Source organism: Loktanella salsilacus (genome assembly GCF_900114485.1).
GTDB lineage: Bacteria > Pseudomonadota > Alphaproteobacteria > Rhodobacterales > Rhodobacteraceae > Loktanella > Loktanella salsilacus.
The window spans coordinates 85,712-101,561 of the sequence record NZ_FOTF01000003.1; the positions used below are offsets into that span (position 1 = coordinate 85,712).

Here is a 15,850-nt window from a genome sequence, read left to right on the forward strand (position 1 = left end):
CTTGCAACACCCCGCAGTTATCCGCCAAGCTGCGGTTTATGGTTACACTCAAAGACATCAGCCGCGACGTCGGTCTATCGATTACGCAGGTCAGCCGCGCGCTGGGCGGGCATACGGATGTGAACGCAGCGACGCGGGAACGGGTGCAGCTTGCCGCAACCCGGCTGGGCTATCGTCCCAATGCCATCGCTCGCAGCTTGAAAACCGGGCGGTCGGGCATCGTGGCGATGATTGTCGCGGGCTCGCGCGATCCCGATTCCAACGCGCACCTGTTCGAAATTGTCATGGGCCTATCGGCCGAAATCTCGGCGCTTGGGTTGCAGTTCGTCCTGCATGTCGGCCAGCCCGGTGCTGACGTGGTGAAATTGCATACAGAGCTTTACCGCAGTGGTGGCATCGACGGTTTCGTCATCATCGGCCCGTCCCCCGCTGACCCGCGCATCAAATGCCTTACTGACCTCGGCGCCCCCTTCATCGTTCACGGCCGCGATCCAGAGCAGCCCCATCCCTTCGTCGATATCGACAACTTCGACGTTGGCCGCACCATGGCTGACCATCTTTTGTCGCTGGGCCATCGCCGTATTGCCTTCCTCAACGGGCCATTAAGCGAGTTCTTTGCAATCCAGCGCCAACGCGGCGTTGACGCCGCTTTCGCGGCGCATGGCCTGTCGGTTGACCCTGCGCTGATGCGATCCATCACTATGATAGAGCCGCAAGGCCGCAGCGCCGCGCGCGATTTACTGCAACTTGATAACCCGCCCACGGCCATCATTGCGGGCAACACGATGATTGCGCGCGGGGTCTATCACGCGGCCGCTGATGCCGGCGTCAGCATTCCGGGCGATTTGTCGGTTCTTGCGCATGACGACGGCTTAGAACTGTTTCCGGCCGCCGGTTTCGAGCCGCCGTTGGGCGGGACGTCAGCGCATCTTAGTGCAGCGTGGATCAGCCTATCTGCGGACTTAAAGCAGATCATTGCTGCGTCGAAAACGCCTATGCACAACCGAATTCTTGACCTAACCTTTGATAAAGGCAGCGCGACACAATCAATTTTAGTTGACAGGTCCATGCCTGTCGGCCCTTAATCCGAAACGTTTCGGAAGATTCCGAACCAAGACTTACTCTGGGAGGAGACCACCAATGATCCGCACACTTTCCGGCGTCAGCGTTGTTGCGCTGCTGGCCGTATCAGCAAGCTCCGCGTCCGCGCAGGACCTGATGTTCCCCAAGGGCGAAGGCGATTTTAGCTGGGCTGCCTTGGAATCCTTTGCCGCAAGCCACGACTACACAGGCGAAAAGCTGATGGTCACCGGGGCGACGACCGGCGATGACGCAGAGCGTTACCGCACTCTTTATGCGTATTTCACGGATGCGACCGGTGCCGAGGTCGAATACTCCGGCTCCGAATCCTTCGAGCAGGACATCGTGATCGCTTCCCAAGCGGGCGGTCTGCCTGACGTCGCCCTGTTCCCGCAGCCCGGTTTGGCCAAGGACCTTGCGTCCAAGGGCGCATTGGTCGCGGTCGATGACGCGATGACCGATTTCATGACGACGAACTACGCCGCTGGTGACAGCTGGAAACAGCTCGCGACTTTCCCCGGTTCTGACGGCGCCGACCACGTCTTTGGCCTGTTCTTTGGCACAGACGTCAAATCGCTGGTTTGGTATGTGCCAGAACAGTTCGAAGAGGCCGGCTACGAGATTCCCGAAACCCAAGAAGACCTGTTCGCCCTGTCCGAGCAGATTGTCGCAGACGGCGGCACCCCGTGGTGCATCGGTCTGGGGTCGGGCGCTGCAACGGGCTGGCCCGCGACTGACTGGGTCGAGGACATGATGCTCCGCACCGCTTCGCTCGAAGACTACGACCGCTGGGTCAGCAACGATTTGAAGTTCAACGACCCCATCGTCGTGAACGCGATCGAACAGTACGGCAAATACGCCCTGACCGAAGGTTTCGTCGATGGCGGCCCCTCCGCTGCGGCCAGCACTGACTTCCGCGATAGCCCCGATGGCATGTTCGACTTCCCGCCAAAGTGCTACATGCACAAGCAGGCGTCGTTTATCCCGATCTTCTTCCCTGAAGGTGTCGAAGCTGGCACGGACGTCGAATTCTTCTACTTCCCACCCTTCGCATCCGAAGAATCACTGGGCCGTCCCGTTCTTGGCTCCGGCGGTTTGGCCTCTGTCACCAACGATCGTGACGTGACCAAGGGCTTCATGGAATTCCTCGGCAGCCCAATCGCGCACGAGATCATGATGGCGCAGGGCCAGTTCTTGTCGCCGCACAAGGACGCAAACCTCGACATCTATACCTCTGACGTTCAGCGCGCCTTGGGCGAAATCCTGACAACGGCGACGTCCTTCCGCTTTGACGGATCGGACCTGATGCCCGGCGAGATTGGCACAAACGCCTTCTGGACCGGCATGGTGGACTACACCACTGGCAAGCCCGCACAGCAGGTCGCTGACGAAGTCCAGACCCGCTGGGATGCAATCCAGTAAAATACTGAGTGCGCCGGGCCTGCGGGTCCGGCGCATATCATCTGCGGGCCTTGCCCGTCACTTTTTCAGCGATCTTGAGGAGGGGCACGCGTGAATCCGGTCTTTCAGGGGCTTTTGACGATCCTTATCGGCGTCGGGGGCATCTTCGCTTACTTCGTGCTGTCGAACATGTTGCTGGACAAGGTGCTGTTCCCGGCGAAGGGGCCGAACGCATCGCGCAATATCAACCGCGCCAATCTGATCCGGCCGTGGTTATTTCTGGCCCCTACCATCATCGCGCTCTCGCTCTATCTGGTCTATCCGGTGATCGGATCCTTCATCCGCTCGCTCTATAATCGGTCTGGCGACCAGTTCATCGGCTTCGGTAACTATTCCTCTCTCATTGCATCCCCTGATTTCCGCACTGCGTTCATGAACAATGTGCTTTGGGCGCTGTTCGTGCCTGCCGTGTCGACATTCCTTGGTCTGGTGATCGCCCAGCTGACGGACAAGCTGTCTTGGGGCAATATCGCCAAGTCGATCATCTTTATGCCCATGGCGATTTCCTTCGTCGGTGCATCGCTGATCTGGAAATTCGTCTACGCCATCGACCCGAACCTTGGCATCATCAACGCGATCCGCGCCTCTATGGGCCTGAACCCATTGGATGTGTTGCAACTTGCGTTCTGGAATAACTTCTTCCTGATGGCGATCCTGATCTGGGTGCAAACTGGCTTTGCCATGGTCATCCTGTCCGCCGCCCTGCGCGGTATCCCCGAAGAAACGATCGAGGCAGCCGTCATCGACGGCGCCAACCCGTTCCAGATCTTCATGAAAATTCAAGTGCCGCAGGTTACGGGCACCATTGTCGTCGTTTGGACGACAACGACCATTCTTGTGCTGAAAGTTTTCGATATCGTTTACGCCATGACGGGCGGCAACTTTAACACGCAGATTTTGCCCAGCTACATGATGCAGTTCATGTTCCGCGACGACGGACGCGCCACGGCCGTGGCTATCGTCATCATGCTGATTGTGACGCCGGTGATGATCCAGAACATCATCCAAGCGCGCAAAGAAATGCGCTGAGGGAGGCTGATATGGACAATATCGTCGGCAAGAAAACCGGCCTTGCGGTCGCAGCCAACCTGACCGTCGCCATCCTTGTGGTGCTGTGGCTGATCCCGACCATCGGCCTGCTGGTGTCATCCTTCCGCGACCGCGACGCGATTTCGGCCACGGGTTGGTGGCGCGCGCCTTTTTCCACCGAACAGACGTTCCGGGGCAGGGGGGATACCGAAACAGTCACGCAGGACGGCGCCCTTTTTATCCTGACTGGCAACGTCTTTGACGATCCAGAGGTCGCCCCGTCCTTCCCGGACGGTCCCGCCACAATCAGCGCCTTTGGCACCCGCGGCAACAACCCCGGCGAATACACCGCTGGCACCACCGCCGATCTCGGGGATGGAGAGGCGCTGCTGATCAACGCCGACGGCACCTATCGCTATGCCCTGCCAGAGGACCCCGGAAGCCGCGGCCCGCGCTACTATATCCAAGCCAAGACACCGCCCAAGTTCACCCTGTCCAACTACGAAACCGTCATCACGGCGGGCGGCATGGGGCAGGCGTTTATCAACACGCTGACCGTGACGATCCCTGCCACGATCATCCCGATCCTGATGGCGGCCTTCGCGGCTTACGCCCTCGCGTGGATGGATTTCGCGGGCCGCTCTTGGATCATCGCCGCGATCATCGGCCTGCTGGTCGTTCCGCTGCAACTGGCGCTGGTGCCAATGTTGCAACTGCACAATCAGGTTGGCATCGGGCAAAGCTTCCTCGGCATCTGGCTCGCTCACTCTGCCTTTGGCCAGCCGCTCGCCGTATATCTTTTGCGCAACTACATGATCGGTCTGCCGCGCGATATCATCGAATCCGCCCGTGTCGACGGCGGTACCGATTTCCAGATCTTCATGAAGATCGTCCTGCCCCTGTCCTTTCCCGCGCTCGCCGCCTTCGCGATTTTCCAGTTCTTGTGGACGTGGAACGACCTACTGGTCGCCAAGGTCTTCTTGCCCAGCGGCGAGGCGACCAAGGTCATGACCGTCAAAATCGCCGACGACCTGCTTGGCTCGCGCGGCGGCGATTGGGGCATCCTTGCCTCTGCCGCTTTCGTGTCGATTGCCGTGCCGCTCCTCGTCTTCTTCTCTCTGCAACGCTACCTCGTCCGCGGCCTGCTGGCCGGGTCCGTGAAATAAGGAGTCCTTGCCATGGCCACCCTCAAATTGACGAACGTCGGCAAGACCTATGGCGGCACCGTCGACGTGTTGAATGACATCAACCTTGATATCGAAACTGGCGAACTTATCGTCTTCGTCGGCCCCTCTGGCTGCGGAAAATCCACACTTTTGCGGATGATCGCAGGACTAGAGCGGATCACGCAGGGCGAGCTGCAAATCGACGGGCGCGTCGTCAACGACATCCCGCCCGCCCAACGCGGCATCGCGATGGTGTTTCAAAGTTATGCGCTTTACCCCCATATGACCGTGCGCGATAACATGACTTTTGCACTGAAATTGGCAAAAAAGAGTAAAGAAGAAATCGACGCCGCCGTGTCCAAAGCCGCCCGCATCCTGCAACTCGAACCCTACCTCGACCGCCTGCCAAAGGCGCTGTCTGGCGGGCAGCGGCAGCGTGTCGCCATTGGTCGGTCCATCGTGCGCGACCCCAAGGTGTACCTGTTTGACGAACCGCTCTCGAACCTTGACGCCGCCCTGCGCGTCGCCACCCGGATCGAGATCGCGCAGCTCAAGGAAACTATGCCCGAAAGCACGATGATCTACGTCACCCACGACCAGGTCGAGGCGATGACGCTGGCCTCTCGCATCGTCGTGCTGGCCAACAAAGGCATCGCACAGGTCGGCACGCCGCTGGAACTGTACGAGCGGCCCGAAAACGAATTTGTCGCCCAGTTCATCGGTAGCCCCGCCATGAACTTGCTGGCAGGCGAAATCGTCGAAACCGGCCCGCGCACCATGGTCAAACTAGTCGGCGGCGGCACCGCAATCGCCGCCGTCGAAACCCAAGCCGCTGACAAGGGCCTCAAGGTCAATGTCGGCGTCCGGCCCGAAGACCTGACCTCTGTGCAAGACGGCGCACCCTATATATTCGAGGGCAAGGTTAACATCACCGAAGCACTAGGAGAGGTCACGCTGCTGTATTTCGACCGCGTTGGCGATAATGACGCGGTCATCGGCAAGCTGCCCGGCATTCACAAAGGCCTGCGCGGCACATCTGTCCGCATGACGGCGGAACCGGATAAGGTGCAAATCTTTCACAACGGTCAGTCCCTGCATTATCGCTAGGGGCAGCCGACGTTGCGGCGAAAAAACAGCCTCCCCGCCGCTGATGTCCCGTGCTAAAGGTGCGCCATGAAAAGCATTCTTGTCCTCAACGGCCCGAACCTGAACCTGCTTGGCAAACGCCAGCCCGAAATCTATGGCCATGCCACCCTTGATGACGTGGCCGATCTATGCCGCGCCGCCGCCGGCGATGTCACGATCCGGATGGAGCAGTCCAACCACGAAGGCCAGCTGATCGACTGGATCCACGAGGCGCGCACCGCGCACGCCGGGATCGTGATTAACGCTGGGGCTTATACCCACACCTCTGTCGCGATTTTTGACGCGCTGAACGCTTTCGACGGTCCCGTGATCGAAGTGCATATCTCGAACGTGCACAAACGAGAGTCATTCCGCCATCACTCCTACATCTCGCCCCGCGCTGACGGTGTGATCGTGGGCTTCGGCATTAATGGTTACGCCGCTGCGGTGCGCCAGATCTGCGATCTGATCAACGCCAGCTGACCCGCCAACCAGCACCCTCTTTCGCACCGCGATCAAATCGGCCATCTTCGCCGCGAAACATCACAGCCGCACCAACTGCCAAAGGGACGCCATGACCCATATTCTTGCGATCGACCAAGGGACAACCTCGTCCCGCGCCATCATTTTTGACGCGGACATGGCCCCCATCGCCAGCGCGCAAGAAGAGTTCGATCAGCATTTCCCGCAATCGGGCTGGGTGGAACATGACCCTTCCGACCTCTGGGCCTCGACCGCCGCCACCTGCCGCGCGGCGATTGAAAAGGCGGGCCTTGGCGTTGATGCGATCACGGCAATCGGCATTACGAACCAGCGCGAAACCACGCTGGTCTGGGACCGTGCCACCGGGCAGCCGATCCACAACGCCATCGTCTGGCAAGACCGCCGCACCGCCGATACCTGCCGCGATCTGGCGGAACACGCGGACCTCGTGACGGCCAAAACCGGCCTTCTGCTCGACCCCTACTTCTCTGCGACCAAGGTGAAGTGGATCCTCGATCATGTCGACGGTGCCCGCGACCGCGCCAAGGCAGGAGAGCTTGCTTTTGGCACCGTGGACAGCTGGCTGATCTGGAAACTGACCGCAGGCGCGGTCCACGCAACCGACGCCACCAATGCCTGCCGCACGATGCTCTATGACATCCACAAAGGGCGCTGGTCCTCCACCATCTGCGACTTGCTCGATATCCCGATGGAAATGCTGCCAGAGGTGAAAGATTGCGCCGCCGATTTCGGCACCACGCGGCCCGATCTGTTCGGCCGCGCCATTCCGATCATGGGCGTCGCGGGCGACCAGCAAGCCGCCACGCTGGGGCAGGCCTGCTTCAAGCCCGGCATGATGAAATCGACCTACGGCACTGGCTGCTTTGCCCTGCTGAACACCGGTGACACCCCCGTCGCCTCGACCTCGCGCCTTTTGACGACAATCGCCTACCAGCTCGACGGCAAGCCCACCTATGCCCTCGAAGGGTCGATCTTTATCGCCGGTGCCGTTGTGCAATGGCTCCGCGATGGCCTTAAAATGATCCGAGAGGCAAAGGAAACGCAGCCCCTCGCCGAAGCCTCCGATCCCGGCCAGCCCGTCATCCTGGTGCCCGCCTTCACCGGCCTTGGCGCGCCCTATTGGAACGCCGACTGCCGCGGTGCCATTTACGGGTTGTCGCGCAACTCCGGCCCCGCCGAACTCGCGCGCGCGGCGCTCGAATCGGTCGGCTACCAGACCCGCGACTTGCTTGACGCTATGCGCGCTGACTGGGCCGGTGATGCTGGTGACGCTTCACTCCGCGTTGATGGCGGGATGAGCGCATCTGACTACGCGATGCAATTCCTCGCTGACATCATCGACGCCCCCGTTGATCGCCCGAAAGTCCAAGAAACAACTGCCCTTGGTGCCGCTTGGCTCGCGGGGCATCGGGCGGGTCTTTACCCGGACCAAGCCGGTTTTGCCGAAAAATGGGCCCTCGACCGGACTTTTACCCCCGCTATGGCCCCCGAAGACCGCGCAGCGAAATACCATCAATGGACGCGCGCGGTGCAGGCGACCCTTGTTTTTGCTGGGGCGGACTGACCTGACGGGTTTCATCTTGCCAAAAATACTCATGCCTCGGTTCACCTGCAAAGCTGATCTTGCCGCAGAAGGGGCCGGGCATCGCGCCGGGTGCAACCATTCCCGTTGACACCCCCCGCCCAATCCCCTAACTGGCCCCTCTATTGGTGTTGGTGGCCCCCGCAAGGGGAGCGCCTGTCAGGGCCTCGGCCCAAAGGACAACGCCCTTCACGCGCAATAGCGCACAACCGAAGGAGATCAGCCGTGACCAAACGCACAGCTGCCAAGTACAAAATTGACCGCCGCATGGGCGAGAACATCTGGGGCCGTCCAAAGTCCCCCGTCAATCGTCGTGAATACGGCCCCGGCCAGCACGGTCAGCGCCGCAAGGGCAAAGTCTCTGACTTTGGTCTGCAGTTGCGCGCCAAGCAGAAGCTGAAAGGCTACTACGGCGACCTGACCGAGAAGCAGTTCCGCCGCATCTATACCGAAGCTGAGCGCGTCAAGGGCGACACCGGCGAGAACCTGATTGGTTTGCTGGAGCGTCGTCTTGACGCTGTTGTCTACCGCGCCAAGTTCGTCCCGACTGTCTTCGCTGCACGTCAGTTCGTGAACCACGGCCACGTGACCGTGAACGGCCAGCGCGTGAACATCCCCTCCTACCGCGTAAAAGAGGGTGACATCATCGAGGTCCGTGCGAAGTCCAAGCAGATGGAACTGGTTCTGGTCGCGTCCCAGCTGCCCGAGCGTGACGTTCCTGACTACATGGAAGTCGATCACTCCAAGATGGTTGCGACATTCACCCGCACGCCAACGCTGGGCGATGTGCCGTACCCCGTCACGATGGAACCAAACCTGGTCGTCGAATTCTACGCTAAGAACTAAGCCACTTTCCGGCTTGTTCTCCCAAGGCCGCCCTTCGGGGCGGCCTTTTGCGTTTCGTGCCGCCGTCGCCGATTTTTCGGCGAAAAATCGGAAAATTGCCCAGATCACACGGCGCCAAATTTCCGGTTCAACTTGCGCATGCCGCCGATCCAGCGATCATAATCCTGCGCCTTGGCCTGCATGTAACCGCGCACCTGCGCGTGCGGCAGCACCAGAAACACCTCGTCGCGGATCGCCTCTATGCAGGCCTGCGCCACCACGTCCGGCTCCAGCATCCCGTCGATCCCGGCCACATTCTCGCCCATGCCGTCCGTCATCGCGGACCGCACCGCCTGCGGACACAGGACAGAAACTTTGATCCCCGCGTCCCCATGCGTCATCGCCAGCCATTCCGCGAGGCCCACAGCCGCGTGTTTCGTCACCCCATAAGGGGCCGCGCCGATCTGGTTGAGCAAACCGGCCGCGCTGGCGGTGTTCAACAGATACCCGCCGCCGCGCGCAATCATCAGCGGCACAACATGGCGCGCGGCCCAGACGTGGGCCATGACGTTGATCGTCCAGATCCGTTGCCAATCGTCATCGGCAACCTCCATTCCGCCGGGGGTAAAGATGCCCGCGTTGGAACAGAACAGGTCAATCGGCCCGATCTGCCCTTCCACCATCGTAACCAGTCCAGCAATCTGCGCCTCTTGCGTGACATCAACCTGCACGCCCGTGCCGCCAATCTCTGCCGCCACTTGGCCCGCGCCGTCCCCGTCCAGATCGGCGCAGACCACATGCGCCGCGCCCGCCGCGGCAAAGCCCTGCGCGAGCGCCCGCCCGATGCCGCCTGCCGCCCCTGTGACCACCACGATCTTGCCTGCAATCTCCATGCGCCGCCTCCTTCATCCGTTACCGCGTTCAGGCAAAGGCTAGACAGAACGCGTCCAAACAAAAAGAGGTGGCCGCCCCTCGCGCCCATGCGCGTCAGCTTGCCACTGGTCAGACGGCGGCAGGGTCGCTAGAACACCGCCAAGCGCCTTAGATATGGAAACCAGACCGATGACGATCACGCCTCGCCCCGGCATCATGGATATTGCTCTTTATCAAGGTGGGGCGAGCCATGTGGACGGCATGTCGAATGTGCTCAAACTGTCCTCGAACGAAAACCCCTTTGGCCCCTCGCCAAAGGCCAAGGATGCCTTTCAGCGCGCGGTCCACGATCTGCACCGCTATCCCGTCACCGATCACGCCGCTCTGCGGCAGGCGATTGCGGACGTCTGGCACGTCGATCCGGCCCGCGTGATCTGCGGCGTCGGCTCTGATGAAATCCTGCACCTGTTGGCGCAGGCCTACGCGGACGAGGGCGACGAGGTCATTTATACCGAACACGGCTTTGCGATCTATCGCATCGTGGCCCTCGCGTCCGGCGCGACGCCCGTTGTCGTAGCTGAACATGAGCGCGTTATTGACGTCGACGCCATCCTTGCGGCTTGCAACGACCGCACCCGGCTTGTCTATATCGCCAACCCCGCCAACCCGACCGCCACGATGATCGGTCAGGCAGAGGTCGCGCGCCTTGCCGAAGGTCTGCCCGACAAGGCGATGCTGGTCCTTGACGGGGCCTATGCCGAATTTGCCGAAGGCTATGACGGCGGCCGCGCTTTGGTGGAATCCCGCGACAACGTCTTTATGACGCGCACCTTTTCCAAGATTTACGGTCTGGGTGGTTTGCGCATCGGCTGGGGCTACGGCCCGCAGGCGGTGATTGATGTGCTCAACCGCATTCGCGGCCCGTTCAACCTGTCCGGCGGCGCGCTTGCTGCGGCAGAGGCGGCGGTGCGCGATACAGATTACACGGAAAAATGCCGGGTCGAAAATGCCCGCTGGCGCGACTGGCTGTCCACGTCGCTGGCCGAAATGGGCGTGCCCTCTGACACCTCTACTGCGAACTTCATTCTGGCGCGCTTCACGTCCGAAGAAGAGGCGCTGGCCTGCAACGCACACTTGTTGTCCCAAGGCATCATCGTGCGGCACCCCAAAAGCTATGGCTTCCCGCATTGCCTGCGCATCACGGTCGGCGACGAATCCGCCTGCCGCCGCGTCGTGCATGCCATCGGCCAGTTCAAGGGCGCACGATGACCGTCATTTATAACAAAGTCGCGCTGATCGGCCTTGGCCTGATCGCGTCGTCCATGGCGCTTGCGATGAAACGGGGCGGCCTTGCCACCACAATCACCGGTTATGCCCGCAGCCAAGAAACCCGCGACATCGCCCGCGAACTGAACCTGTGCGAGGTCTTCGACACCGCGGCAGAGGCCGTGCAGGACGCCGACCTTGTCGTGCTCTGCGTGCCCGTGGGCGCGATGGCCGCTGTGATGGCCGATATCGGACCTGCGCTGAAACCGGGCGCGACGCTGTCCGATGTCGGCTCGGTCAAGAAAGCCGTGATCGAGGCGGTCGCCCCCTTCGTCCCCGAAGGCGTGCATTTTGTCCCTGCGCACCCGCTGGCCGGCACAGAGCATTCGGGCCCACGGTCCGGTTTCGCCACGCTGTTCGACAACCGCTGGTGCATCATCGTCCCGACCGAAGGGTCGGACCGCGCCGCTGTCGAGCAGCTGGAAAAGCTGTGGCAGGGCATCGGGGCCAACACGGACGAGATGGACGCCGATCACCACGATCTGGTCCTTGCCGTCACCAGCCACACGCCGCACCTGATTGCCTACACCATGGTCGGTGTGGCCGATGACCTAAGCCGCGTGACCGATAGCGAAGTCATCAAGTACTCTGCCGCTGGTTTTCGGGATTTCACACGCATCGCGGCCTCTGACCCGACGATGTGGCGCGATGTGTTCCTGACGAACAAAGAGGCGACGCTAGAAATTCTGGGCCGCTTCACAGAGGAACTCTTTTCCCTGCAACGCGCGATCCGCACTGGCGACGGCGAGCACTTGCACGACTACTTTACCCGCACCCGCGCGATCCGGCGCGGCATCATCGACGCAGGCCAAGACACAGATGCCCCTGACTTCGGGCGCACCCCGGCACCGCGCTGATGCGTCTGATCACGCTTGCGCTGCTGCTGGCCGGCACTGCCGCCGCCGCAGAGCCGCTGTCAAACACCCTGCGCCCCGCCATGCGCCCCGTGGACGGCATGTTCGACGATGGCGATGTGCCAGAGCATGAAATCCCGGCCTTCCGTCCCGTTCTGCGGCCCGGTGGCAGCATCGCCGTACAGGCAGAAGCCGCAACCCAGGTCACCGCACCCGCAGGTGCCACCGCGCTTGCGCCTTTGGTGACGGATAGGCCAGCACTGCGTCCGGCAGTCATCACCCAGCGCGCCGTGCAGCAACAGCAAGAGCTGGCGCGCGGGCAGATCTGCGGCGATCCGGCGATCCAAGGCGAAGAAATTGCTGATATCAACGGCCCCGGTGGCTGCGGCGTGACAGGCGCGGTCAAGGTCAAATCCGTGGCAGGCGTGCGCCTGACGTCGCAACCGACCATGGACTGCAATACGGCCAAAGCGCTGCGCCGCTGGGTGACGGACGGGATCATTCCCGCTGTCGGCGATACCGGCGGCGGCGTGGCATCCCTGCGTGTGGTAGGCAGCTATACGTGCCGCAACCGCGTCGGCGGCAGCGCCACGAACAATAAGCTGTCGGAACACGGCCGCGGGCGTGCGGTGGATATCGGAGGGATCCAGTTGAAAAGCGGTCGAGAATTGACCGTGCTGACGGATTGGAACAAAGGCAGCGCGGGCCAGCAGCTGAAACAGATGTGGCAGGCTGCCTGCGGGCCCTTTGGTACTGTGCTGGGGCCAGCGGCCAACGCTGCGCACCGGGATCATTTTCACGTCGACACCGCGCGATATCGCTCTGGCAGTTATTGCCGCTAGGGTCTATTTTTGAGTATTTTTGAGTATTTTTGGCAAGATGAATGCGCAGTAAGGGGCAATCGCGCCGTCTTTACCCCGGCCGCCGGGCTGCCTATAACGCGGGCATGAATATGCGGGTCCTGATACGAATTATGTCCCCGGCGCGCTGACCGTCAGCGCCGCCGGGTCAAGGTGCGCTGCGCCGCCCTCTTTTTCCTGCCAAATTCCAGATCGAAGGACGCCTTTCATGTGCGCCGACACCCCCGATACGACCGTTGATTACAAAAGCACCCTGAACCTGCCGCGCACGGATTTTCCGATGCGTGCAGGCTTGCCCAAGCGCGAGCCGGAATGGTTGGCACGCTGGGCCGAGATTGGTGTTTATGACACCCTGCGCGGCAAAGAAGGGCGCACGCCCTTTACGCTGCACGACGGCCCGCCCTATGCGAATGGCCACCTGCACATCGGCCACGCGCTGAACAAAGTGCTGAAGGATATGGTCGTGCGCAGCCAGCAGATGATGGGGCGCGATGCGCGCTATATCCCCGGCTGGGATTGCCATGGTCTGCCGATCGAATGGAAGATCGAAGAACAGTACCGCGCCAAGGGCCTGAACAAAGATGACGTGCCGGTCAATGATTTCCGCGCTGAGTGCCGCAAGTTTGCCGCCGGCTGGGTCGATATCCAGCGCGAGGAATTCAAGCGTTTGGGCGTGACTGGCAACTGGGCCGATCCCTACCTGACGATGAACTTCCACGCCGAGGCGGTGATCGCCGCTGAGTTCCAGAAGTTTCTTATGAACGGCACGCTGTATCAAGGCTCTAAGCCTGTGATGTGGTCGCCTGTGGAAAAGACCGCATTGGCCGAGGCCGAGGTCGAGTATCACGATAAGGAAAGCCACACCGTCTGGGTGAAGTTCGCGGTGCTTGATCCGGTCGCAGGTGACGGTAGCGCACTTGATAACCGCGATTTGGTTGGTGCTTCGGTCGTCATCTGGACAACGACGCCCTGGACCATGCCCTCCAACAAGGGGATCGTTTACGGCAAGGACATCGCCTACGGCCTGTACGAAGTCACCGGCGTGCCAGAACAAAGCTGGATGACCGTCGGTGACCGGTATCTGCTCGCCGATGGTCTGGCCGCGACCGCGTTCCAGAAGGCCCGTCTGGAAGACACGATGTGGACTCGCGTTCGCGATATCGATCCGTCGGTCATCACTCAGGTCGCCCACCCGCTTGCGGGCACCGAAGGGTCGAATGGCGAATGGGACCAGCCCCGCGACTTCCGCGCGGCCCCTTTCGTGACCGACGACGAAGGCACCGGCTTTGTCCACTGCGCCCCGTCGCACGGTATGGAAGAGTTTGAACTGTACCGCGATCTGGGCATGCTGGAACAGGTCATCACCTATAACGTGACCGAAGACGGCACCTTCCGCGCCGATTTGCCGTTCTTTGGCGGCAAGGCGATCTTTCGCGACAAGCCCAAGAACAAGTCTTGGGAAGGCGACGCTAACACTGCCGTTATCGACAAACTGGTCGAGGTGGGCGGCCTGTTTGCGCGTGGCAAGATCAAGCACAGCTATCCGCATTCGTGGCGGTCCAAGGCACCGGTCATCTTCCGCAACACGCCCCAGTGGTTTGCCGCGATCGACCGCCCTGTTGGCGACGGCTTGGACACCTACGGCAAGACGATCCGCGAACGCGCGCTGACCTCTATCGACGAATTGGTGACATGGACGCCGCAGCGTGGCCGCAACCGCCTGCATGCGATGATTGCGCAGCGCCCCGATTGGGTGCTGTCGCGTCAGCGCGCTTGGGGTGTGCCGCTGGTCTGCTTTACCAAGAAGGGCGCGTTGCCCACCGATCCCGATTTTCTGCTGCGCGACGAGGGCGTCAATGCTCGCGTGCGCGACGCGTTCGAGGCAGAAGGCGCGGATGCATGGTATGTGGACGGCGCGAAGGAACGCTTCCTTGGCAATGACTATAACGCGGACGACTGGGATCAGGTCTTTGACATCCTTGACGTCTGGTTCGACTCCGGGTCGACCCATGCCTTTGTGCTGCGCGACCGCGCGGACGGGTCAGAGGACGGCTTGGCCGATCTATATCTTGAAGGCACCGACCAGCACCGCGGCTGGTTCCATTCGTCGATGCTGCAAAGCTGCGGCACGCAGGGCCGCGCGCCCTATCGCGGTGTGCTGACCCACGGCTTTACGCTGGACGAGAAGGGCATGAAAATGTCCAAGTCCGTCGGCAATACCGTCGCGCCTGAAACGGTGATCAAGGAATATGGCGCGGATATTCTGCGCCTTTGGGTCGCCCAATCCGACTATACCAACGACCTGCGGATCGGGCCGGAAATCCTGAAAGGCACCGCTGACAGCTATCGCCGTCTGCGCAACACCATGCGTTTCATGCTCGGCTCGCTTGCCGATGTGACCGAAGGTGACCGCGTCGCCCGCGCTGATATGCCAGAGCTGGAACAGTGGGTGCTGCACCGTATGGCAGAGCTTGATACCACTGTGCGCAAGGGCTACGCGGCCTATGATTTCCAAGGTGTCTTCCGGGCGATCTTTGATTTCGCGACGCTGGATCTGTCGGCGTTCTACTTCGATATCCGCAAGGATGCGTTGTACTGCGACGGCGACACGCCGCGCCGCCGCGCCGCGCGCACTGTGCTGGAACTGCTGTTCGACCGCTTGACCACATGGCTAGCCCCGATCCTGTGCTTCACCATGGAAGAGGTCTGGCTGGAACGGCACCCCGGCCCGGTGTCATCCGTGCACCTGCAGGACTTTCCCGAAACGCCGGATGAATGGCTCGACCCTGCGCTTGCGTCGAAATGGTCGACCGTGCGCCGTGTGCGCCGCGTTGTCACCGGCGCGCTGGAAGTGAAGCGGACGGAAAAGGTGATCGGCGCATCGCTTGAAGCAGCCCCAGTCGTTCACGTGACGGCGGAAGAAGCCGCGACGCTGAAAACCCTGTCCTTTGACGATCTGTGCATCACCAGCGGGATCGAAATCACGACAGACCCAGCCCCGGCTGAAGCGTTCCGCATCGAAGATATCGCTGATGTGGGTGTCGTGTTCGAGCGCGCGGATGGCGACAAATGCCAGCGCTGCTGGAAGATCCTGCCGGACGTGGGCACGCATAGCCACCCCGGCGTCTGCGCCCGCTGCGACGCGGCGCTCGGCAAATAAGATAC

General features: G+C 61.4%; 13 protein-coding genes. 12 read left to right on the forward strand and 1 reads right to left on the reverse strand.

The window, feature by feature from the left end:
* Positions 1-38: 38 nt before the first annotated feature.
* The 8 genes from BM131_RS03230 to rpsD all read left to right on the forward strand — a co-directional run bounded on the left by BM131_RS03230 (position 39) and on the right by rpsD (position 8,793).
* Complete coding sequence (locus tag BM131_RS03230) at positions 39-1,085, forward strand: LacI family DNA-binding transcriptional regulator (RefSeq protein WP_090185586.1); 1,047 nt, start codon at positions 39-41, stop codon at positions 1,083-1,085.
* Between the two features lie 55 nt (positions 1,086-1,140).
* Positions 1,141-2,502, forward strand: a complete 1,362-nt coding sequence (locus BM131_RS03235) for an ABC transporter substrate-binding protein (RefSeq protein WP_090185588.1) — start codon at positions 1,141-1,143, stop codon at positions 2,500-2,502.
* 90 nt (positions 2,503-2,592) lie between these two features.
* Positions 2,593-3,570 (forward strand): carbohydrate ABC transporter permease, encoded by a 978-nt coding sequence (locus BM131_RS03240; RefSeq protein ID WP_090185592.1) that lies wholly within the window; start codon positions 2,593-2,595, stop codon positions 3,568-3,570.
* An 11-nt stretch (positions 3,571-3,581) separates the two neighbouring features.
* A complete protein-coding gene (locus BM131_RS03245) occupies positions 3,582-4,736 on the forward strand; it encodes a carbohydrate ABC transporter permease (protein WP_090185595.1) in 1,155 nt (384 codons plus the stop codon).
* Between the two features lie 12 nt (positions 4,737-4,748).
* Entirely contained in the window at positions 4,749-5,843 is a 1,095-nt protein-coding gene (locus tag BM131_RS03250; RefSeq protein WP_090185597.1) for an ABC transporter ATP-binding protein, read from the forward strand.
* Positions 5,844-5,909: 66 nt separating this feature from the next.
* A complete protein-coding gene (aroQ, locus tag BM131_RS03255; protein ID WP_090185600.1) occupies positions 5,910-6,344 on the forward strand; it encodes a type II 3-dehydroquinate dehydratase in 435 nt (144 codons plus the stop codon).
* Positions 6,345-6,435: 91 nt separating this feature from the next.
* Positions 6,436-7,929 carry a glycerol kinase GlpK gene (glpK, locus tag BM131_RS03260; RefSeq protein WP_090185601.1) on the forward strand — a complete coding sequence of 498 codons (1,494 nt, stop codon included), beginning with the start codon at positions 6,436-6,438 and terminating at the stop codon, positions 7,927-7,929.
* Positions 7,930-8,172: 243 nt separating this feature from the next.
* Positions 8,173-8,793 carry a 30S ribosomal protein S4 gene (gene rpsD, locus BM131_RS03265; protein WP_090185603.1) on the forward strand — a complete coding sequence of 207 codons (621 nt, stop codon included), beginning with the start codon at positions 8,173-8,175 and terminating at the stop codon, positions 8,791-8,793.
* 104 nt (positions 8,794-8,897) lie between these two features.
* On the opposite strand, the gene BM131_RS03270 is transcribed toward rpsD, so the two are convergent.
* Positions 8,898-9,665: an SDR family oxidoreductase gene (locus tag BM131_RS03270; protein WP_090185605.1), complete on the reverse strand. Its 768-nt coding sequence runs from the start codon at positions 9,663-9,665 to the stop codon at positions 8,898-8,900.
* A gap of 169 nt (positions 9,666-9,834) precedes the next feature.
* On the opposite strand from BM131_RS03270, the gene hisC reads away from it, so the two are divergent.
* The 4 genes from hisC to ileS all read left to right on the forward strand — a co-directional run bounded on the left by hisC (position 9,835) and on the right by ileS (position 15,845).
* Positions 9,835-10,914, forward strand: coding sequence for a histidinol-phosphate transaminase (hisC, locus tag BM131_RS03275; RefSeq protein WP_090186001.1), 1,080 nt, complete (start codon positions 9,835-9,837; stop codon positions 10,912-10,914).
* Complete coding sequence (locus tag BM131_RS03280) at positions 10,911-11,828, forward strand: prephenate/arogenate dehydrogenase family protein (RefSeq protein ID WP_090185608.1); 918 nt, start codon at positions 10,911-10,913, stop codon at positions 11,826-11,828. The genes hisC and BM131_RS03280 overlap by 4 nt, the downstream gene beginning before the upstream one ends.
* On the forward strand, positions 11,828-12,667 hold the full coding sequence (locus BM131_RS03285; protein ID WP_090185610.1) for an extensin-like domain-containing protein: 840 nt from the start codon (positions 11,828-11,830) through the stop codon (positions 12,665-12,667). Before BM131_RS03280 ends, BM131_RS03285 begins: the two co-directional genes overlap by 1 nt.
* Positions 12,668-12,893: 226 nt before the next feature.
* Positions 12,894-15,845: an isoleucine--tRNA ligase gene (ileS, locus tag BM131_RS03290; RefSeq protein ID WP_090185612.1), complete on the forward strand. Its 2,952-nt coding sequence runs from the start codon at positions 12,894-12,896 to the stop codon at positions 15,843-15,845.
* Positions 15,846-15,850 lie beyond the last annotated feature (5 nt).

Bases quoted from the DNA above. Each gene is read 5' to 3' on its own strand.
- BM131_RS03235 (WP_090185588.1), top strand. From the start codon at position 1,141: ATGATCCGCACACTTTCCGGCGTCAGCGTTGTTGCGCTGCTGGCCGTA.
- glpK (WP_090185601.1), top strand. From the start codon at position 6,436: ATGACCCATATTCTTGCGATCGACCAAGGGACAACCTCGTCCCGCGCC.
- BM131_RS03270 (WP_090185605.1), bottom strand. From the start codon at position 9,665: ATGGAGATTGCAGGCAAGATCGTGGTGGTCACAGGGGCGGCAGGCGGC.
- BM131_RS03245 (WP_090185595.1), top strand. From the start codon at position 3,582: ATGGACAATATCGTCGGCAAGAAAACCGGCCTTGCGGTCGCAGCCAAC.
- hisC (WP_090186001.1), top strand. From the start codon at position 9,835: ATGACGATCACGCCTCGCCCCGGCATCATGGATATTGCTCTTTATCAA.
- BM131_RS03230 (WP_090185586.1), top strand. From the start codon at position 39: ATGGTTACACTCAAAGACATCAGCCGCGACGTCGGTCTATCGATTACG.
- BM131_RS03285 (WP_090185610.1), top strand. From the start codon at position 11,828: ATGCGTCTGATCACGCTTGCGCTGCTGCTGGCCGGCACTGCCGCCGCC.
- aroQ (WP_090185600.1), top strand. From the start codon at position 5,910: ATGAAAAGCATTCTTGTCCTCAACGGCCCGAACCTGAACCTGCTTGGC.
- BM131_RS03280 (WP_090185608.1), top strand. From the start codon at position 10,911: ATGACCGTCATTTATAACAAAGTCGCGCTGATCGGCCTTGGCCTGATC.
- ileS (WP_090185612.1), top strand. From the start codon at position 12,894: ATGTGCGCCGACACCCCCGATACGACCGTTGATTACAAAAGCACCCTG.
- BM131_RS03250 (WP_090185597.1), top strand. From the start codon at position 4,749: ATGGCCACCCTCAAATTGACGAACGTCGGCAAGACCTATGGCGGCACC.